A 19,823-nucleotide genomic window follows, 5' to 3' on the forward strand; every position below is an offset into this window, starting at 1 on the left:
GAATGTCCGGGAATGGTTTGCGGCCCGCAACCAGTTCGCCATGATGTTCGGCGAGCGCTTCGACGCTTGAGTATCCCAAACCGCATGGGCCGGCACGGATACACAAAGTTCAGGACACTCCCGTTCGGCATGGCCGCCCGCGATCAGTCGGGTTTGGCCCGGTCACTTCGCCCCCCTTTTCGCCGCGATGGACGCGCTGTCCATGCAGGCCCGGCTCCAATCGAGGTGACCGGCGCGGTGCAAGTGGCTCAGCAAGACCTGATGCAACCGCTCCCATACCCCGGCGAGCTGCCAATCCCTGAGCCTTTGCCAGCAGGCCACGCCTGAACCGCAGCCCAATGCTGCTGGTAACATGCGCCACGGAATGCCGCTCCGCCGGACAAACATGATCCCGGCCAGAGCGGCCCGGTCGAAGATCGGAGGTCGTCCGCCTTTCGCGGACCGTGACGTGGAAGGCAACAAAGGTTCGATCACGGAACAAAGCCCGTCAGAGACAAGCGTGGCAGACATAAGCCGCTAATCTAACAGGACGAATCCGCCTGTAGGTGGTTCTGAAACGCCATCTTCATAGGAGCTCGTTATCGGCTGTCAGGTCAGCCCGCATACGATTGGTCTCGTCGCTGTCATCGTACTCGACTGGCTTCATGTCATGGTCACCTCGTAGGATGATGCACTCACCCGGCACTGAGAGGATGGCTCGATCATAAAGTGTTAGACCTTCAAACTGCTGCTGGAGCGCCCAGCTAGCCTGAATTCTGCTCGTGCGATTGACCGCGCAGCGCATCGATCGCCTGCATCCTCTGCCGGATCAGAAGCTCGCAGACACGGAAAACGCTAGCGGCGCCTTACGTTTCCTTGCTTTTTACCGCAACGAAGCGCAACGAAGCGCAAGCTTGACCTCTGGGCCGCTTCACAGATCGCCTCTGCATCTGCAACATCATTTTTCTGCCGGTTGACGAAGAGCTTCACATAGACGGGCGAAATGAGCCGCACCTCATGGCCCAGCTTGCCGATCTCTCGAACCCAAAAATGCGCGTCGCCGCAGCCTTCCATCGCCACGACGCAGGGCGGCAACCACGTAAAAACTCCAGCACCTGATCCCGCCGCAGTTTCTTGCGCATAACTGCACGCCCAAAGGCATCAGCCTCGTGCGCCTGACACATTATTCGCCAGATCGAGACCGAAAGTGCTAAGGTCAGCACCCATTGATTTCGGGGTTTTTGGCGTGATTCAGGCTCAGCAAGGAAACCTGATGAGCAACCTCACCTGGCTACGGACGCGCAAATGGAGCTGCTGAAGCCGTTTTTCCCGATGAGCCATGGCAAACCTGGCGTCGATGATCGAAGCGTCCTCAGGGGCATAATATTCATCAATCGCAACGGATTGCGTTGGCGCCGAAGGAAAACGTCCCTGCGAAGACTCTCTACAATCGCTGGAAGCGTTGGAGCGACAACGGGGTCTTTGTTTGGATCATGGTGGGTCTGTCCACCGAGCGGGCCGAACACAAGACGATCATGATCGATACAACGTATCTCAAGTCCCACCGCACGGCTTCCAGCCTGTCCGTAAAAAATGGGGGCGCGGACGCCAGATCGGGCGAACCAAAGGTGGCATGAACACCAAGTTGCATGCTGTAAGAGATGCTAAAGGGCGACCGATAGAGTTCTTCATGCCGGCGGGCCAGGTCAGCGATTACACCGGCGCGGCGGCGCTTCTAGGTACACTCCCGAAAGCCGATTGGCTTCGGGCCGATCGGGGCCATGATGATTGGTTAAGAAAATCCTGAAATACAACGGGTAATGGTCTGCTTCTCGGGGCCGAACATCCCGCAAGAAGACCATCAAATACGACAAGACGGGCCATAAACGGCGCAACCGCATCGAGATCATGTTCGGTAGCTTCAAGCTAGCGCGGCGCGTGGCCACATGATACGACCGGAGTACGGAAGCGTTTTTCTCAGCCATCATGCACGCCGCAACCGTCTTATTCTGGCTAAGCAACTCAATGAGTATGGAGACGAGTCAGGTGGGGCAAAAAATTCTCGGTCCGCTTTGGATCAACGAAAAATTACTACCGCAGATTGACAAAGGAGCAATCGCCTTTGTTAAAGCAACACCCGCCTACTTTTTTTCCGAGTAAAGCGCCAGATCTGCGGCGTGCCAAAGAGATGCAGCATCCAGATTTACCAAATCATTTGCGCGCCAATAGCCAATGCATGCCGAAATATGCACCTTTGATTTTTGACTGTACAGAGGGGAGGAAATCGCAAGAAGAATTTTCTCCTTCAGTCTTCCAAGTTGATCCAGCGTGAAGTTTCCAAAAACTAAGGCTGAAAACTCATCCCCACCTACCCTGCCACAAACTCCTTTCTCACCCAAATTAACACGCAGTACATCTGCAACATGTCTTAGACATAGATCGCCGAATAGATGGCCATGCGCGTCATTTATCTGCTTAAAGTCGTCGACATCCAACTGGAACAGTGAAAATGGTGAGGTGCCAAATCTCCGAATGGCACGCGCCATCTCCAGTTCGAAACCACGACGGTTCAAAATCCCGGTCAGCGGGTCTGTGACAGCGTGTTTTTCCGCCGAGATGCGCGCCGTGTCTACCCGATCCGCGAGGTGATTGATCTCGGCAGTTGCGGCACGCATTGCTTCGCCAATAAGAAGAAAATCAAGCGAAGGATCTGATGGTGCGAAATCACCGCGCACAAGATTCAACCTTTCAACCGCAGTCCTCAAACCCATTCCAAAACCAAAATTCAAAATGTAAAAATTACCAGATCTTGAGCTACTCCCCTGCAAGCACAAGTCATTGAACATGAGTGACCGTACGCAGATCGAAGGGCCGCTCAAACGCTCGGCATCAAAATCGCCTGCATTAAAAAGCTCTATCCCCGAGTCAATTCCAAATACGTGTTGAAAAAATTTTTGATCTCCAATCATTTTGCTTATCGTTCGCCCTGCAGAAAAAATGCGTCCATCTCGCGATATGACAAGATGCATGGGAAAAATCGAAAGATGTTCGAATGCCATGGACACTAGGCTTGACTTCTGCAATTATGAATTGACAAGGTAAACGGGCGACTTTCCTCATGCATTTCCGAGGCAATGTTTATTGTTATGAGGTGTCTAGTGACTTCCAATGTGGTCAAGCTACCGTAATCATCTGACATTCCACGAATACACCCTGACAAGACCCAGCCCCAATAAACGGGCAGGCCTTGGTAGTACAATTGAAATTCGTCACGAGATATTTGGCGAACATTTATGCTAAAATGCGTAGTCCCCGGTGCGAAAAAACTCATTCGGCTGGGCAACTGACCAAGCGAGGTCAAAAAATCCACGAGGGTCGATCCGGTGTAGCGAAAGAGTCGGCGAACATCCTCTCTACGCACGATCCAGCCACCGATATCCTCAAGAATTTCCTGTGCAGGCCGATCGAGGCCACGCGCTGCCGCGACGATGATTCTGCGGGCTGTTCGACGCTGCCCTTGCGGAGAGAGAAAATTCCCATGATCGAGCCCTGCTCGAAACAGAATGTCGTCCCAGATCTCCTCGCCATAGCATTCCTTGAAAAATCTTTCGACCGAAAGAACGACAAGCTGGTGCATGCTCTAACGCAATCTCTGCATGGGCCGTGCGTTTGACCACATTCGGGATCCAGAGAGCTCGGCTGCGGTCTCGCTTCGACCGGACGCCGTGATGGCGATGGCGCCGGTTTTGCGAAGCGCCTTTGAATCAAACATGAGGCAGGGGCTTTCAGTTCTGGCAAGATCCTCAAGAGGCGTGTTCGCCACGATGATCGTGTTTTCCTTACAGAGATCGGGCACCGCCAGAGCCGACTTTTTGCCCGTCAGATGGTAGATCGCATGGCGACCACCGGAAAAATCAAGCGCTCCTTTGCGCAAATTCGGGGGACCCGTCCAAAAGGGGCGACCGGCCGCCACGGCTTGATTGGCGCGGTCTCCGTCAGCCTCGAGCCATTGCGAGACCACATATGCGCCTCCGGTCGCCTTGGACGGAACCCGGGCCTCGCCTGTCATCATGGCCACTGCATCCCCTTGGGCCGAGATAAGAAGGAAAGGCCGCACATGGCCATGCCAGAGGAAGCCCGAGGCAATGACCATGCAGAGAGAGGCCGCCTTACGAAAGCTTAGGCAGATCGGGCTGGATCCGAATGCAAGGGCGGGAAGGCAAAAGAGACAAGCCCCCACCGCGAAGAGCGGAAGAACGGCGGCGGGTGGGGCAGGCACCAGATAGACCGCGCCGCCCAGTGCCGCGATCCAACGGGCCACTTCCAGCATCCAGGTCGTGCCGAGTCCCATCAGCCAGAGGGGCAAGGCGGATAGGCCAAACGGCGCAGTGATCGCTGACACGACTGCGGCGGGCATGACAATCGTGCCGACCACCGGGACGACAAGAAGATTGGCGATCAGCCCGTATTGCGTCAGCCGTCCAAAATGCGCGGCAGCGATGGGCGCTGTCGCCAAGCCCGCGACGAGCGACGAGATCAGCAGCATCGCGACGGGCCTGAGCCAGAACGGAAGGCTGGGCGCGAGCGACTGCCAAGGCCGGATGACAAGAATGAGCGCGAAAGTCGCGGCAAAGCTCATCTGGAACCCTGGGCTCAGAAGGGCCTCCGGGGTGAGGGCGAGAATTACCGCCGCAGCCAAAGCGAGGGTTCTCAGCGACACCGCGCGCCGATCGAGGATGATCGCGAGAAGCATGACCGCGATCATTAGGAACGACCGTTCGGTCGCCACGTCCCCTCCGGAAAGCCAGAGATAGCCGGCAGCACCCAGAAACGCGCCCCCCGCCGACCATTTGTGAAGACGTCCTGTCGGTCGATGGCATAGGCCGGCAATTCCCACGAGCATGCATCGCAGGCAGACATAGATGAATCCCGTCAGCATGCTCATGTGCAGACCCGAGATCGACACGATGTGGTAGAGATTCGAGTCCCGCATCGCCTGGTTCGTGGTTTCCGAAATGCCCGACCGGTCGCCCGTGATCAACGCGGCCGAAACCGCTCCGGCTTGCCCCCCGATTTGTGCCTGGATGGCCGCTGAAAGAGCAAGCCTGGTGCGGTGCAGGGCAAGCCACCCCCCCGGCGCCGCGGGTTCGGTCGTCACGACAGGGCTGCGCGTATAGCCGAGGGCGCCAAGCCGCTCGAACCATGCCACGCGACGATAGTCGAAACCGCGCGGCTCGGCCGGGCCGCTCGGCGGGCCCAGATGCGCCGAGAGCATCACTTTTTGACCCTGCACGGGCAAGCGTTCATCGGAGAGCAGCGAGATGCGCACGCGCCTTGGCGTGTGCTCTGGCGGCATATCTCCGAGGACGACCTGGTCGAGTGTCAGACGCAACCGGTCGCGCGACGAACGATCGATCTCGACCACCCGCCCTTCGACGGCACCATAATAGCGAAAATCCAGAATCGGGGCGGCGACGAGATGCGCGCGCAGCCCCGCGAGGCAGGCCCCCAGCGCAACCAGAAACACCGCCATCGCGAATATGCGCAGATTCGCATCCGTGGTCGGGCTGAAAGCCGTTTGGCGCGCCCGTCGCGACCAGATCAAAGCATAGACCGCGGCAAGACCGCAGGTGAGGTAGAACATCCCGCCCGGTTCATCGAGAAGGCTGAACCAGCCCCCGATGCCCAATGCCATGAAAACAGGTGCCCAGGGCAACATGCCGGCGCGCGTTGCTTGGCGGGACTGGTCCCGCAGCATCTCCAACACCTGCCTGGCCAGTCGGTCCATGCCCCGGCCGCTTGCAGCATAGATCATCCCATCGGTCGGCAAAACTTGTCCTCGTGCCACGCCTTGCGTATTGCTGTTGCCAAGTTAGGCACGCCTCCCTTTCAAAAGGCTTAACGGCGTCCCGACATTCCATTGTTTCTTGAGTGACTGGCTTCGCAATGACTGATCCCCGCCCCGTCGTGACCCGCTTCGCCCCCTCTCCGACTGGCTATCTGCATATTGGCGGTGCCCGGACGGCGCTGTTCAACTGGCTCTATGCCCGCGGTCGCGGCGGCAAGTTCCTGCTGCGGATCGAGGATACCGACCGCGCGCGCTCGACCCCCGAGGCGACCGAGGCCATCCTCAAGGGCCTCACTTGGCTCGGTCTCGACTGGGATGGCGAGCCGGTAAGCCAGTTCGAGGGCCGCGACCGCCATGCCGAGGTCGCCCGCGAGATGCTCGCCAATGGCACGGCCTATAAGTGCTTCTCGACCAGCGAGGAAATCGAAGCCTTTCGCGAGGCCGCCCGCGCCGAGGGCCGCTCGACGCTGTTCCTGTCGCCCTGGCGCGATGCCGACCCGGCGTCCTTCCCCGATGCGCCCTATGTCATCCGCCTGCGCGCGCCGCGCGAGGGCCAGACCGTCGTGCGCGACGCGGTCCAGGGCGACGTGACCTTCGGCAATGACCAGCTTGACGACATGATCCTGCTGCGCTCGGACGGCACGCCAACCTATATGCATGCCGTCGTGGTTGACGACCATGACATGGGGGTCACCCATATCATCCGCGGCGACGACCACCTGACCAATGCCGCGCGCCAGATCCAGATCTATCAGGCGATGGGCTGGGAGATTCCGGTCTTTGCCCATATCCCGCTGATCCACGGTCCCGATGGCAAGAAATTGTCGAAACGCCACGGCGCGGTCGGCCTGCATGAATATGCGGCAAGTGGCTATCCCGCAGCCGCCATGCGCAATTATCTGGCGCGGCTCGGCTGGAGCCATGGCGACGACGAACTCTTCGGTGACGCGCAGGCAAAAGAGTGGTTTGACCTTTCGGGGATCGGCAAGGCCCCTGCCCGGCTCGATTTCAAGAAACTGGAACATGTCAGCGGCTATCATATCGCTGGGATGGAAGATGCGGACCTGATGCGTGAGATCAGCGGATATCTGGCCGAAACCGGCGCGCCCGCGCTGACCGAGCTGCAAGCGGCGCGGCTCGCCCCGGCGCTTGGCGCGCTGAAGGCCAAGGCCAAGACCCTGCCCGCGTTGCTCGATCAGGGGCATTTCGCCTTGACCGCCCGCCCCATCACCATCGAGGAAAAAGCCGCAACGTCACTCGACCCGGTATCCCGTGGTATACTGAGTGAATTGACTGCCGCATTGCAGCATGTTAGCTGGAGCCGCGACGAGCTCGAGGCGGCTGCCAAGCAGATTGGCGAGACGCACGGGCTGGGCCTTGGCAAGATCGCTGCACCCCTTCGGGCCGCCCTTGCTGGCCGCAGCTCGACCCCGAGCGTTTTTGACATGATGTTGGCACTTGGCCGGGAGGAGACCCTGGCCCGGCTGCAGGATCACGCGGGCTGATTTGCCCGCAACCATCATCCGGGTCCCAACCGGAGACAGGTGAAAAGAAGGAGAGGGAAATGGCAGATAGCAAATCCGCAAAACTGCTGGTTGAGGGAAAAGAGATCGATCTTCCGATCCTCAGCCCGACGGCAGGCCCGGATGTCCTGGACATCCGAAAGCTCTATGGTCAGGCGGATGTTTTCACCTATGACCCCGGCTTCACCTCGACCGCATCTTGCGATTCGACGATCACCTTCATCGACGGCGACAAGGGCGAGCTGTGGTATCGCGGCTACCCGATCGAGCAATTGGCCGCCGAGTCGCATTATCTCGAAGTCTGCTACCTGCTGCTTTATGGTGAACTGCCCACCGAAGCCCAGCTGACCGATTTCGAGACTCGCGTCACGCGCCACACCATGGTGCATGAGCAGATGCACAACTTCTTCCGTGGTTTCCGTCGCGATGCACATCCTATGGCGACCATGGTGGGCGTTGTCGGCGCAATGTCGGCCTTCTACCACGACTCGACCGATATCGCGGACCCGCTGCAGCGCGAGATCGCCTCGATCCGCCTGATCGCGAAGCTGCCGACGATTGCGGCCATGGCCTATAAATATTCGATCGGTCAGCCCTTCGTCTATCCGCGCAACGATCTCGATTACGCGTCGAACTTCCTGCATATGTGCTTCGCCGTCCCGGCCGAGCCCTATAATGTCGATCCGGCACTGGCCCGCGCCATGGACCGTATCTTTACCCTGCATGCCGATCACGAACAGAACGCCTCGACCTCGACCGTCCGACTGGCCGGTTCCTCGGGCGCGAACCCCTTCGCCTGTATCGCGGCGGGCATCGCCTGCCTCTGGGGCCCGGCTCATGGCGGCGCGAACCAAGCCTGCCTCGAGATGCTGCGCGAGATCGGTTCGGTGGATCGCATCCCGGAATACATCGCCAAGGCCAAGGACAAGAACGATCCGTTCCGCCTGATGGGCTTCGGCCACCGCGTCTACAAGAACTTCGACCCGCGGGCGAAGGTCATGAAGGAATCGGCGGACGAAGTGCTCGAGCTGCTGGGCGTCGCCAACAACCCGACGCTGCAAGTCGCCAAGGAACTCGAACGGATCGCTCTGGAGGACGAATATTTCGTCTCGAAGAAGCTCTATCCGAACGTGGACTTCTATTCGGGCATCATCCTCGAGGCGATGGGCTTCCCGACCTCGATGTTCACGCCGATTTTCGCGCTGTCGCGCACCGTCGGCTGGATCTCGCAGTGGAAAGAAATGATCGGCGATCCGCAAAACAAGATCGGCCGTCCGCGCCAGCTTTATGTCGGCGCCGACAAGCGCGACTATGTCGATCTGGCCAAGCGCTGATCCCTACCCTTTGCAAGCGGCCCCGGAGCAATCTGGGGCCGTTTCGCATTTTCAGCCACTTGCGCGGGATGCCTGCCAATGCCACACAACTCGCCATGAGTGACGCATCGAAAATCGCGCTGATCACCGGCGCCTCGCGCGGCCTTGGCGCCGCAATGGCAGAACTGCTTGCCGCACGCGGCTGGCATATCATCGCGGTGGCCCGGACCGTGGGCGCGCTGGAGGAGTTGGACGACCGCATCCGGAAGGCGGGCGGCAGCGCAACCCTCGCGCCTCTGGATGTCGGGCAGGCCGAGCCCATGGTGAAACTGGCCGAGGCCGTGGCTTCGCGCTGGGGCGGCCTTGATCTTTGGGCGCATACGGCGATCCATGCCGCGCCTCTGGCCCCGGCAGGCCATGTCGATGCGAAAGATTTTCAGAAATCCGTCGATCTGAATGTCGTGGTCTCGCGCGGCTTGATCACCTTGTTCGAGCCGCTCCTGCGCGCACGGCAAGGCACGGCCCTTTTCTTCGACGACGCCCGGGCAGGGCAGAAATTCTTTGGCAGCTATGGGGCAACCAAGGCGGCGCAGATCGCTTTGGCGCGCAGCTGGCAGGCCGAGACCGAGAATGTCGGCCCCCATGTGGTCATTGCCGAGCCCGCCCCCATGCCGACGGCCACGCGCGCGCGATTCTTCCCCGGCGAGGACCGCGCCAGACTCGCGCCCTGCAAGGCCGAGGCCGAGCGTATCCTGTCCGGGATTCTCTGAGACCAAACCCTTGGCTTGCGGCATTTCGTCCGGGAATATCGCAAGACCGCAATCCATAGACCCGCGACCCGCCACGCCCGCTTGCCAATCGCGCCGCTGGTGACTAGATAGGCGCGTCGCAGAATGAAAGGCCCCGTGGTGGAAAACGTCGTCCTTACCGTGCATCTGATCCTTGCTATCTTGCTGATCGGGGTCGTGCTGTTGCAGCGGTCCGAAGGCGGTGGCCTTGGCATGGGCAGTGGCGGTGGCAGCGGTGTCATGACCGGCCGTCAGGCCGCGAATGCGCTGTCGCGCGCAACCTGGATCCTCGCCGGGGCCTTCCTTGTCACCTCGCTGACGCTCACCATCATTGCGGCACGCAACTCGGCCGGCGGCTCGATCGTCGACCAACTGAATATTGGTGGCGGCCAGGAAGAACAGCCGGCGACGAACCTGCCCGGCATCGGTGAATATACCCCGCCGCCCGCGGCCGGGCAGCCGGTGCTTCCGCCCGTTCCGGGCGGCGCGAGCGCGCCCGCCGAAGCGCCGGCCACCCCGGCTCCGGGGGCAACCGCCCCAGTGACGCCGCCCGCTGCTCCCGCAGCCCCGGCGACGCCCGCTCCGGCGGCAAGCGACGCCCCGGCGAATTCCAACTGACACAACAAATTGGGGTGCTTCATGCACCCCTCCACGACAACTAGCGGTCCGTTGCGGCCACAGGACTTTTCAGTTATAACTTGAGTCCCGTGAGCCGGCCAGATTCGGGCCGCGTTTTCTATTTTTCTGAACTCACGGGGGCCTCGATGGCGCGTTACATCTTCATCACCGGCGGTGTGGTTTCTTCCCTGGGCAAGGGGCTGGCATCGGCGGCGCTGGGGGCGCTTCTTCAGGCACGCGGTTACACCGTCCGTCTGCGCAAGCTCGATCCCTATCTGAACGTCGATCCGGGCACCATGTCGCCCTTTGAACATGGCGAGGTCTTCGTCACCGATGACGGCGCGGAAACCGACCTTGATCTGGGCCATTACGAGCGCTTCACCGGCGTTTCGGCGCGCAAGACCGACTCGGTCTCGTCGGGCCGGATTTATTCCAACGTGCTCGAGAAAGAGCGCAAGGGTGCCTATCTGGGCAAGACCATTCAGGTCATTCCTCACGTCACCAACGAGATCAAGGACTTCCTCTCGGTCGGTGAGGACGAGGTCGATTTCATGCTCTGCGAGATCGGCGGCACGGTCGGCGATATCGAGGGCCTGCCCTTCTTCGAGGCGATCCGCCAATTCGCGCAAGAACGTCCGCGCGGCCAATGCGTCTTCATGCACCTGACCCTGCTGCCCTATCTGGCGGCTTCAGGCGAGTTGAAAACCAAGCCGACGCAGCACAGCGTCAAAGAGCTTCGCTCGATCGGCTTGCAGCCCGACGTTCTGGTCTGTCGCAGCGAGCAGCCGATCCCCGAGAAAGAACGCGCCAAGATCGCGCTCTTCTGTAACGTCCGCCCCGATGCGGTCATTCCGGCTTACGACCTGAAATCCATCTATGAGGCCCCGCTGGCCTATCACCGTGCCGGTCTGGATCAAGCGGTTCTCGACGCCTTCCAGATCAGCCCCGCGCCGCGCCCCGATCTGTCGCGTTGGGAAGACGTGATGGACCGACTGACCAATGCCGAAGGTCTGGTCAAGGTCGCGATCGTCGGCAAATACGTCCAGCTCGAAGATGCCTATAAGTCGATCTCGGAAGCCCTGACCCATGGCGGCATGGCCAACCGCGTCCGCGTCAAGACCGAATGGGTCGACAGCGAGAAACTGGAAGGCGAAGGCGCGCATCTGCTGGATGGCTTCAACGGCATCATCGTGCCCGGCGGCTTCGGCGAGCGCGGCACCGAGGGTATGGTCGCGGCGGCGAAATATGCCCGCGAGAAGAAAGTTCCCTATCTGGGTATCTGCCTCGGCATGCAGATGGCGGTGATCGAGGCCGCCCGCAACCTCGCCGAGATGCCCGATGCCGGCTCCGAGGAATTCGACCATGAGGCCGGCGAAAGCCGCTTCACCCCGGTCGTCTATCACCTCAAGGAATGGGTGCAGGGCAACTACACCGTCCAGCGCAAGCTTTCCGACGACAAGGGCGGCACCATGCGCCTTGGTGCCTATACCGCCGTGCTGAAGCCGGGCTCGAAGATCTCGGAAGTCTATGACGGCGCGCTCGAGATCGAGGACCGCCACCGCCACCGCTACGAGGTCGATGCGAAGTATCGCGAGCGTCTTGAAGAGGTCGGGCTGAACTTCTCAGGCATGTCGCCCGATGGCCGCCTGCCGGAATGCGTCGAATATGCCAGCCACCCGTGGTTCATCGGCGTCCAGTCGCATCCGGAACTGAAATCGAAGCCCTTCGAACCCGCGCCGCTTTTCGCCGGTTTCGTCCGCGCCGCGATGGATAACGAACGTCTGGTCTGACCCAGGCATTCACGCCATGATGTCGGGGCCGAAGAAAGGTCCCGACCATGCGCCTTGCCCTGATCCTTGCTCTCTGCGCTGGCCCTGTCTGGGCCGACGCGCCGCTTTTCGTGATCGAGCAATCCAGCCTGCCCTTTGACCTTGGACCGGGCGCGCCGCAAAACGCGCCGGCTCGGCAGGGCAATTCGCCGAATGCGGCGGCGAACTCCGCCGCGAACTCGGCCAATTCATCTTCGAGCTACGCAAATTCGCCGCGCAATCCCGCCAATGAAAAGCGGGTGATCTTTACCCAGGACGGCGCGGTCGTCGGCTATTACGCATCCAGCACCGCCGGAACCCTGAATCTGTTCGATCTTTCGGGCAATCGCGTGGCCTATCGTCCCCGCGGCAGCAAGAGCCTGTTTTCCAACAAGGGCCAATGGTGCGGTACAGTGGCCGCGGCCCAGGGCGGCGGGTTCGCCTTCGGAATTATCAGAACCTGCGCCAATCTCTTCTGATTGCTGCATTTTCGTCACATAGCCGTCACATCGCTGCGCTACATCGCGCGCGTAACTATCGAGGAGCGAAGGATGCGCGACAATATGAACAGCGACTGGTTGCGGGCCGAGCTTCAGGATACGCTGGACGAGGATTTCGAGATCGAACTCGAAGACGCCGTCCTGTCGCGTGAAATCGCCCGGATCTATCGCGACAAACATCCCGAACAGATGCCGCGTCCGGATTACCTTCGCGAACTCCTGCGCCTGCAATCCGAACTGATCCGGCTGCAGGACTGGGTCAGCTATCACAAGGAAAAGGTCGTCGTCATTTTCGAGGGTCGGGACAGCGCCGGCAAGGGTGGCGCGATCAAGCGCATCACCCAGCGCCTGAACCCCCGGGTCTGCCGCGTCGTCGCCCTGCCCGCGCCCTCGGACCGCGAAAAGACGCAATGGTATTTCCAGCGCTATGTCTCGCATCTGCCCGCGGGCGGTGAAATCGTGCTCTTCGACCGCAGCTGGTACAACCGCGCCGGGGTCGAACGGGTGATGGGCTTTGCCAGCGAGACACAGGTCGAGCAATTCTTTGACGACGTGCCCGAATTCGAGCGCATGCTGGTGCGCTCGGGCATCCGGCTGGTGAAATACTGGTTCTCGGTCACCGACGAGGAACAGCAGATGCGCTTCCTCGTCCGCATCCATGACCCGCTGAAGCAATGGAAGCTCTCGCCGATGGATCTGCAATCGCGCATCCGCTGGGAGGATTACACCCGCGCCAAGGAGGAAATGCTCCTGCGCACAAATATCCCCGAGGCCCCCTGGTATATCGTGCCGGGCAATGACAAGAAGCGCGCAAGGCTGAACTGCATCAGCCATCTTCTCGACCTCATCCCATATGCGGATGTCCCGCATGAGCAGGTCAGCCTGCCTGATCGCGTCTTCAATCCGGATTACGAACGATCTGTCCTTCCCGAGGAATTGTATGTGCCTCAGCGATACTAACCCCACGGCGCGACGTTATTCGCTTTGGTCCTTGGCCTTTCTGGACTAGTATGGTGGCATGTTCCGAAATCTCCTCAGCCGCCTGTTTTCCGACAGCATCGTAGCTCCCGGCCTGATCGCGACGGATGGCGAGGTGGCGATTGCCGCCTTGTTCGTCCGGATCGCCCGCGCCGATGACCGCTATACCGAAGTCGAGCGCCGCCGCATCGAAGCCGTCCTGTCCCGGCGGGACGGTCTTGGTCCGGACGAGGCCGCCGAAAGACGGGTCGCCGCCGAAATGATCGAGGCCGAAGCGCCCGACACGGTCCGCTTCACCCGTCTGGTCAAGGAGCGTGTCGCGCTTGAGGATCGACGGGCGGTCATCGCCGCGATGTGGGAGATTGCCTATTCCGATGGCAATCGCAGTGCTGAAGAAGAGAGCATGATTCGTCTGGTAACGGGACTTCTGGGAGTCAATGATCGCGATTCCGCCTTGGTCCGGCAGCGCGTTCTGACGGATCTGGGGATTTCGGGCCTGTAATCAGTCAGGACTGCTTCTGCCCTTGCGTCACGCAGGAAATCGTTGCATTCGCCAGGCAAATAAAGCCTGATCGGACGCATGAGCGAGACAAACTTTTCCCCTGCATCACCCTCCCGGCCCGACGGATCCCGCGCAGCCGTCATCGAGATCCGCAATCTTCACAAGGCCTATGCGCAATTGGAGGTGATCAAGGGTGTCGACCTCATTGCGCCGCGTGGCCATGTCATTAGCCTGATTGGCTCGTCCGGCTCTGGTAAATCCACCTTGCTGCGCTGCTGCAACCTGCTCGAGGACAGCCAGCAGGGCGAGATCCTCTTCGAGGGCGAGCCGGTCAAATGGCGCGGCACCGGGCTTGCCCGCATTCCCGCCGATCGCGCCCAGGTGACGCGGTTGCGCACCAACCTGGCGATGGTGTTCCAGCAGTTCAACCTGTGGTCCCATCTGACGATCCTTCAGAATGTGATGGAAGCGCCCATTCACGTCCTGAAACGCGATCCCGTCCAGGTCGAGGCGCGCGCTCGCGAATTGCTGGCTAAGGTCGGGATCGGCGACAAGGCCGATGCCTGGCCCGCCCAGCTTTCAGGTGGGCAGCAGCAGCGCGCCGCGATAGCCCGCGCGCTCTGCATGGAGCCCAAGGCGCTGCTGCTCGACGAGCCGACAAGCGCGCTTGATCCGGAACTGCAACAAGAGGTGGTCCGGGTCATCAAGGATCTCGCCGCTGAACATCGCACAATGCTGCTGGTGACGCATGACATGCGCCTTGCAGCCGATGTCAGTGACCAGGTCGTGTTCCTCCATCAAGGCCGGATCGAGGAACAGGGACCGCCGGCGCAACTCTTTTCCGCGCCCCGGTCCGAGCGTCTGCGCCAGTTTCTGAGCGCGAGCATGGCCAACTAAAAGTCCAACAGGAGACAAAAATGAAAAAACTGATGTTTGCAGTGGCAGTTCTGGCCATGACGTCCGGCATGGGCGTCGCTCAGACCGTGCGGATGGCGACCGAAGGTGCCTACCCTCCCTATAACTTCGTCAATGACCAAGGCAATCTGGACGGGTTCGAGATCGAACTGGGCAACGAGCTTTGCAAACGCGCCGAACTCGACTGCACCTGGGTCAAGAATGACTGGGATTCGATCATCCCGAACCTCGTCAGCTCGAACTATGACACCATCATGGCGGGCATGAACATCAACGAAGAGCGCAAGAAGGCGATCGATTTCAGCGCACCTTATACGCCGCCGATGCCCTCGGCCTATATGGCGCTCACCTCCGACGCCGATATCGAGAATGGCGTCGTCGCGGCGCAGACCAACACCATTCAGGCCAGCCATGTCGCCTCGACCGGCGCGACGCTTCTGGAATTCGCCACCGGTGAAGAAACCATCGCCGCAGTCCGCAATGGCGAGGCCGATGCGGTCTTTGCCGACAAGGATTTCCTTGCCCCGGCGCAAGCCGAATCCAATGGTGAACTGGTCTGGGTCGAAGGCCATGACACCGTCGAACTGGGCGAAGGCATCGGCATGGGCGTGCGCAAGTCGGATGGTGAGCTAAAGGCCAAGTTCGATACAGCCATCCAGTCGATGAAGGATGACGGGACGCTGAACGCCATGCTGAAAAAATGGTTCGGCGAGAAGGCCCTGCAGTTCTAAACTGCGCTGGATGAAACGAATGGCCTGCGCGACGACGCCGCGCGGGTCCGATTGGAGTGCCCGATGTTTGCCACCTGCGCCGATCCCCAGACGCTCGAAGGGCTCGCATGGCTCATGTGCTACCTGACCTCAGGCAAGCACCTGCTGTTCTACCTGTCTTTCGGAACGGTGATCTTTCTTCTAGCCATCACCGCGCCCGTGGCCCTGCTCTTTGGCTTTGGCGGCGCGCTGGCCTCGCGGTCGCGCATCGCGCCCCTGCGCTGGTTCGGCCAGATCTACACCTCGATGGTGCGGGGCGTTCCCGACATCATCTTTTTCCTGTTCGTGCCCATCGCGCTGGATCAGGGCTTTGAATATCTGCGTGCGAAGGTCCTTTGCGACCCTGCAGTACCGATCCGACAGGGCAATGACTTCGTCGTCTGTCCGGCCGCCAAGCTGCCCTTGTCGACATCCGCGGAATGGGTCCATCAGAGTTACGGGATTTTCCTCGCGGTGATCGCCTTTGCCATCGTCTTTGGCGCATTCGCCTCGAATGTGCTCTACGGTGCGATGAATGCCGTGCCGAAGGCGCAATTGGAAACCGCAGAGGCCTATGGCATGAGCCCGCGCCAGGTCAGCCGCCGGATCCTGATCCCGCAGATGTGGACCTATGCGCTGCCCGGCCTCGCCAATCTCTGGATGATCTTGGTCAAGGCCACGCCGCTGCTCTTCGTACTCGGAGTCGAGGATATCGTCTATTGGGCGCGCGAATTAGGCGGCTCCAAGACCAGCGCCTATGCATATCCGCATGGCGATTGGCGGATCTATTATTTCCTCGGAATTCTCGTGTTCTACCTGCTTGTGACCTGGATTTCGGAACGAATTTTCGATCGGCTTCGCCTGCGGCTCTCTGCCGGGCAGGCCACGATGGCCGGTGAGGCCATGCGAAAGGCCGCGACATGAGCCAATGCCTGCAAACCCTGCAAGATTACGGTCTGCGCGCCATCGGCATCGGCGAGCGCCTCTTGCCGCGCACCGATTTCGACCTGTGCCAGCAATTCGTGCTGATCGGATCGGGGATGATCTGGAATATCTATTTCGGGGCTTTCGCGCTGTTCATCGGCTTCTTCCTGGCCAATGCGCTGGCCATGGCCAAGCTGGGCCACCGCGCATGGCTGCGCAAGCCCGCAGAATGGTTCATCTTTCTCTTTCGCGGCAGCCCGCTCTTCATCCAGTTTTTCGTGGCCTATGAGGCATTGGTGCAATTGCCGCGGGCGGGGATCGAGATCTTTGGCCTCACCGTCCAGACCAGTTGGATGACGCGCGCCTGGGCCGGAGCCCTCCTGGTGCTGGTGCTGAACACCGCCGCCTATTCCGCCGAGATTTTTTACGGCGCACTTCGCAACGTGCCGAAAGGAGAGATCGAGGCCGCAGACGCCTATGGCATGAGCGGCTGGACACGCTTTCGGCGCATCATCTGGCCGACCGCCATGCGCCTTGCCTGGCCGGCCTATACCAATGAGGCAATCTTTCTCTTCCATGCCACGACGCTGGTCTTCTTTTCGGGCTTTCCCGCCTTCCAGCAAAAGGGCGACAGCCTCTATTACGCGAGCTATTTCGCGGACAAGACCTTCAACCCCTTCGTCGCCTATCCTATCGTGGCGGGCTACTTCATCCTTCTGACCCTGTGCCTGATTTCGCTTTTCGGGGTCTTCAATCGGCGGCTGAACCGCCATCTGCCGGGCGCGGTCCGAAAGATCCGCTATCGGCCCAATCTGATCAGGTGAATCATGGACTGGTTGCGCGAGCATCCCGAAGTCAAGACCATCCGCGTGGCCGCAGCCGACCTGAACGGCGTGGCGCGCGGCAAGCGCATTCCCGCAAGATTTGCCGATAAGCTGCTGATCGAAGGGACGAAATTTCCGTTTTCAGTGTTGAATATGGACATCTGGGGCGAGGATGTCGAGGACAGCCCGCTGGTCTTTCAAGCCGGTGATCCGGACGGTCTTCTGCTGCCGACCGAGCGGGGCTTCATGCCGATGCCCTGGCTCGAGGCTCCGACCGGGCTCTTGCCGCTCTGGATGTTTCATGCCGATGGTCGTCCCTATGAAGGCGACCCGCGCCAGGCTCTGGCCCGGGTGGTCGACCGCTACAAGGCTGCGGGGCTGACACCCGTCGTCGCCACCGAACTCGAGTTTTTCCTGATCGACGATTCCGGCGGGCAGTTGCGCGTCCCCCCCAGCCCGCGTTCCGGCAAGCGCCGCACCGGGGCCGAAACGCTGTCCCTGCGCGCGCTTGATGCTTTCGACCGGTTTTTCACCGCGCTTTACGACGCCTGCGAGGCGATGGACATTCCTGCCGACACGGCGATCTCGGAGGCCGCACCCGGCCAGTTCGAGATCAACCTGATGCATCAGGCCGATCCGCTGAAGGCCGCCGATGATGCCTGGCTTTTCAAGCTCTTGGTCAAAGGTCTGGCACGGCGCTACGGTTTTGCAGGCTCCTTCATGGCCAAGCCCTATGACACGTTCAATGGCTCGGGCATGCATATGCATTTCTCGATCCTCGACGAAAAGGGCGAGAATATATTCGACAATGGCGGCGAAGAGGGATCCGAGCGGCTGCGCCATGCGGTTGCCGGCTGTCTCGCGGCCATGCCCGGCTCGACCCTGCTCTTTGCCCCGCATGAGAACAGCTACGACCGGCTGGTTCCCAATGCGCATGCCCCGACCGGGATCGGCTGGGCCTATGAGAACCGGACATCGGCGATCCGAATCCCCTCTTCCGGGCCCAAGGCCCGACGTATCGAACATCGTGTCGCCGGAGGAGACGTGAACCCCTATCTGACCGTCGCCACGGTTCTCGGCGCAGCCTTGAACGGGCTCGAAGACCGGATCGAGCCGCCGCCCCCGATTCAGGGTAACGCCTATGAGCAAGGGCTCGCTCAGCTTCCGACGACCTGGGGCCAGGCCATCGAGTCCTTCGCCACCTGTCCCCAGATAAAGCGGATTTTCCCGGCGCATCTGATCGAGAATTTCGTCATGACGAAACGTCAGGAACTGCATTACATGGCCGAGCTTTCCGACGAGGAGACCGTGGAACTTTATCTCGACACGGTGTGATTGTTGCGGCCAGCATAAAACTTCCTTTCAGCTGGGTTTGGTTCCCTTTTTGGCAAGCATAAAGCTGCCAATTGAACCCGAGCCGCCTTATCGCAATAAAATCAATGCAATGTGCATATCGACCAGAAACGCGAGCGGCGTGACAGCGCCGTTCGTTGCCTGCGGTGCCGCGCCCTTGACCTCTGCGCCGCTTCGCTCCATCCCCTCGGCAAAGCCGGGTTTCTGATTTCAACACGCCGCCAATGGTCCGTCCACTTGGCCACGTATCGCGGCGCCGTCCGGTTCAGGCCCCGCCATGACGGCAATACCCTTCAACGAAGCCCGGTTCTTCGATCCTCAAGAAACGTCGCACATGGTCAAAGAGCGCCTGATCGCATTTCTGCGCAAACTGCGCGTGGCCGACCTTTCGGCTCCGATCCCGGAAAGCGACGAGGATGACGAGCATGCACCCTGCCATTCTCTTGCCCCGCGCGACGACGACCGGCGCGAGATCAGCCGCCGCGCCAGGCGCCTGCTGGACCTACGCGAGGCAGCCTCAGAGCCGGCCACCTCAAACGCGAAGAACGCGAGCCACTGGAGCTGCTGCGTGACAGCGTTCGTTTGATTCGAATCCCCAGCGAAAATCGTGCCGATCACGTGGCCTCCACCCCGCACGCGGAGATGCTCTGGTTGGCACCGGCCACCGAGATCGTCTGGCACGCGATTCGTCGCTCGGTCCGCGTGGGCTGCACCTGACTGCGGCTGCCACCCCTGCTGCTGGTTGGCCTGCCGGGCATCGGAAAAGTCGCGTTGCGCGGCAACTTGCAGAGGCGCTGGACGCCCCGACCAGCGTCATCGAGGCGACCGGCGAAAGCGCCTCATTCGGCGTGGTTGGCGCACAGCGGGGGCTGGAGCGGCGTGCCGGGCCGGCTCATCGCAACGTTACTTAGTCCGGTCTGAACAACCAAGAACGCTTTGATTTTTCGTAACGAATCTGCGGTTTTGTTCGCTTTGAATTGCAGGGTTTCGTATGCTTTGGCCAGAAACCCTGCAATTCCCGGTCGCCAATGAAGCCCCATTCCCGCGCCCCTGAACAAGATGACCTGCTCCGCCCGCAGCTGGTGGACATGATCGACGCCCGGCATGAACTGGTGAGACTCGCTGCCTTGATCGACTGGGATTTCTTCGAACGGGAATGGGCGAGTTTCTTCCCCTCGCATCAAGGCCGACCGGCGACCTC

18 protein-coding genes and 3 pseudogenes are annotated in these 19,823 nt (G+C 60.6%); 16 read left to right on the forward strand and 5 right to left on the reverse strand.

Annotated features, from left to right (window positions below; translation table 11 throughout):
* Positions 1-130: 130 nt before the first annotated feature.
* Both ESZ60_RS19095 and ESZ60_RS19100 read right to left on the reverse strand, forming a co-directional pair.
* Positions 131-510: pseudogene (locus ESZ60_RS19095) on the reverse strand (transposase); the annotation flags it as partial.
* Positions 511-758: 248 nt separating this feature from the next.
* A pseudogene (locus ESZ60_RS19100) lies at positions 759-1,206 on the reverse strand (transposase); the annotation flags it as partial.
* Between the two features lie 46 nt (positions 1,207-1,252).
* Here ESZ60_RS19100 and ESZ60_RS19105 point away from each other — a divergent pair.
* A pseudogene (locus tag ESZ60_RS19105) lies at positions 1,253-1,995 on the forward strand (IS5 family transposase); the annotation flags it as partial.
* Positions 1,996-2,120: 125 nt separating this feature from the next.
* Here the strand turns inward: ESZ60_RS19105 and ESZ60_RS19110 are convergent.
* From ESZ60_RS19110 to ESZ60_RS19120, 3 genes are read right to left on the reverse strand one after another with little or no spacing between them, the layout of a single operon-like run.
* Positions 2,121-3,038, reverse strand: coding sequence for a GGDEF domain-containing protein (locus ESZ60_RS19110; RefSeq protein WP_134682287.1), 918 nt, complete (start codon positions 3,036-3,038; stop codon positions 2,121-2,123).
* Between the two features lie 5 nt (positions 3,039-3,043).
* Positions 3,044-3,616, reverse strand: coding sequence for a heme NO-binding domain-containing protein (locus tag ESZ60_RS19115; protein ID WP_134682288.1), 573 nt, complete (start codon positions 3,614-3,616; stop codon positions 3,044-3,046).
* Positions 3,617-3,619: 3 nt separating this feature from the next.
* Positions 3,620-5,809 (reverse strand): ComEC/Rec2 family competence protein, encoded by a 2,190-nt coding sequence (locus ESZ60_RS19120; RefSeq protein WP_134682289.1) that lies wholly within the window; start codon positions 5,807-5,809, stop codon positions 3,620-3,622.
* Between the two features lie 116 nt (positions 5,810-5,925).
* On the opposite strand from ESZ60_RS19120, the gene gltX reads away from it, so the two are divergent.
* The 15 genes from gltX to ESZ60_RS19195 all read left to right on the forward strand — a co-directional run.
* Positions 5,926-7,332: a glutamate--tRNA ligase gene (gltX, locus tag ESZ60_RS19125; protein WP_134682290.1), complete on the forward strand. Its 1,407-nt coding sequence runs from the start codon at positions 5,926-5,928 to the stop codon at positions 7,330-7,332.
* A 59-nt stretch (positions 7,333-7,391) separates the two neighbouring features.
* Positions 7,392-8,684 carry a citrate synthase gene (gltA, locus tag ESZ60_RS19130; protein WP_134682291.1) on the forward strand — a complete coding sequence of 431 codons (1,293 nt, stop codon included), beginning with the start codon at positions 7,392-7,394 and terminating at the stop codon, positions 8,682-8,684.
* A 95-nt stretch (positions 8,685-8,779) separates the two neighbouring features.
* Complete coding sequence (locus tag ESZ60_RS19135) at positions 8,780-9,433, forward strand: SDR family NAD(P)-dependent oxidoreductase (protein WP_134682292.1); 654 nt, start codon at positions 8,780-8,782, stop codon at positions 9,431-9,433.
* Positions 9,434-9,571: 138 nt separating this feature from the next.
* Positions 9,572-10,069, forward strand: a complete 498-nt coding sequence (secG, locus tag ESZ60_RS19140) for a preprotein translocase subunit SecG (protein ID WP_134682303.1) — start codon at positions 9,572-9,574, stop codon at positions 10,067-10,069.
* Between the two features lie 146 nt (positions 10,070-10,215).
* The gene (locus tag ESZ60_RS19145) at positions 10,216-11,859 is read left to right on the forward strand and encodes a CTP synthase (RefSeq protein WP_134682293.1); all 1,644 of its coding nucleotides are present in this window, start codon (positions 10,216-10,218) and stop codon (positions 11,857-11,859) included.
* Between the two features lie 47 nt (positions 11,860-11,906).
* On the forward strand, positions 11,907-12,356 hold the full coding sequence (locus tag ESZ60_RS19150; RefSeq protein WP_134682294.1) for a hypothetical protein: 450 nt from the start codon (positions 11,907-11,909) through the stop codon (positions 12,354-12,356).
* A 72-nt stretch (positions 12,357-12,428) separates the two neighbouring features.
* Positions 12,429-13,337, forward strand: coding sequence for a polyphosphate kinase 2 (gene ppk2, locus ESZ60_RS19155; RefSeq protein ID WP_134682295.1), 909 nt, complete (start codon positions 12,429-12,431; stop codon positions 13,335-13,337).
* A 58-nt stretch (positions 13,338-13,395) separates the two neighbouring features.
* Entirely contained in the window at positions 13,396-13,857 is a 462-nt protein-coding gene (locus tag ESZ60_RS19160) for a tellurite resistance TerB family protein (RefSeq protein WP_134682296.1), read from the forward strand.
* A gap of 78 nt (positions 13,858-13,935) precedes the next feature.
* On the forward strand, positions 13,936-14,754 hold the full coding sequence (locus ESZ60_RS19165) for an ABC transporter ATP-binding protein (protein WP_134682297.1): 819 nt from the start codon (positions 13,936-13,938) through the stop codon (positions 14,752-14,754).
* Between the two features lie 20 nt (positions 14,755-14,774).
* Complete coding sequence (locus tag ESZ60_RS19170; protein ID WP_134682298.1) at positions 14,775-15,503, forward strand: transporter substrate-binding domain-containing protein; 729 nt, start codon at positions 14,775-14,777, stop codon at positions 15,501-15,503.
* 63 nt (positions 15,504-15,566) lie between these two features.
* Entirely contained in the window at positions 15,567-16,445 is an 879-nt protein-coding gene (locus ESZ60_RS19175; RefSeq protein WP_134682299.1) for an ABC transporter permease, read from the forward strand.
* Positions 16,442-17,269 carry an ABC transporter permease gene (locus ESZ60_RS19180; protein ID WP_134682300.1) on the forward strand — a complete coding sequence of 276 codons (828 nt, stop codon included), beginning with the start codon at positions 16,442-16,444 and terminating at the stop codon, positions 17,267-17,269. Before ESZ60_RS19175 ends, ESZ60_RS19180 begins: the two co-directional genes overlap by 4 nt.
* 3 nt (positions 17,270-17,272) lie before the next feature.
* Positions 17,273-18,604 carry a glutamine synthetase family protein gene (locus ESZ60_RS19185; protein WP_134682301.1) on the forward strand — a complete coding sequence of 444 codons (1,332 nt, stop codon included), beginning with the start codon at positions 17,273-17,275 and terminating at the stop codon, positions 18,602-18,604.
* A gap of 295 nt (positions 18,605-18,899) precedes the next feature.
* Positions 18,900-19,208 (forward strand): hypothetical protein, encoded by a 309-nt coding sequence (locus ESZ60_RS19190; protein ID WP_134682302.1) that lies wholly within the window; start codon positions 18,900-18,902, stop codon positions 19,206-19,208.
* Between the two features lie 442 nt (positions 19,209-19,650).
* On the forward strand, positions 19,651-19,823 hold a 173-nt coding region (locus ESZ60_RS19195; RefSeq protein ID WP_483414165.1), incomplete at its 3' end, for a transposase.

The organism is Paracoccus ravus (assembly GCF_004522175.1).
Lineage (GTDB): Bacteria > Pseudomonadota > Alphaproteobacteria > Rhodobacterales > Rhodobacteraceae > Paracoccus > Paracoccus ravus.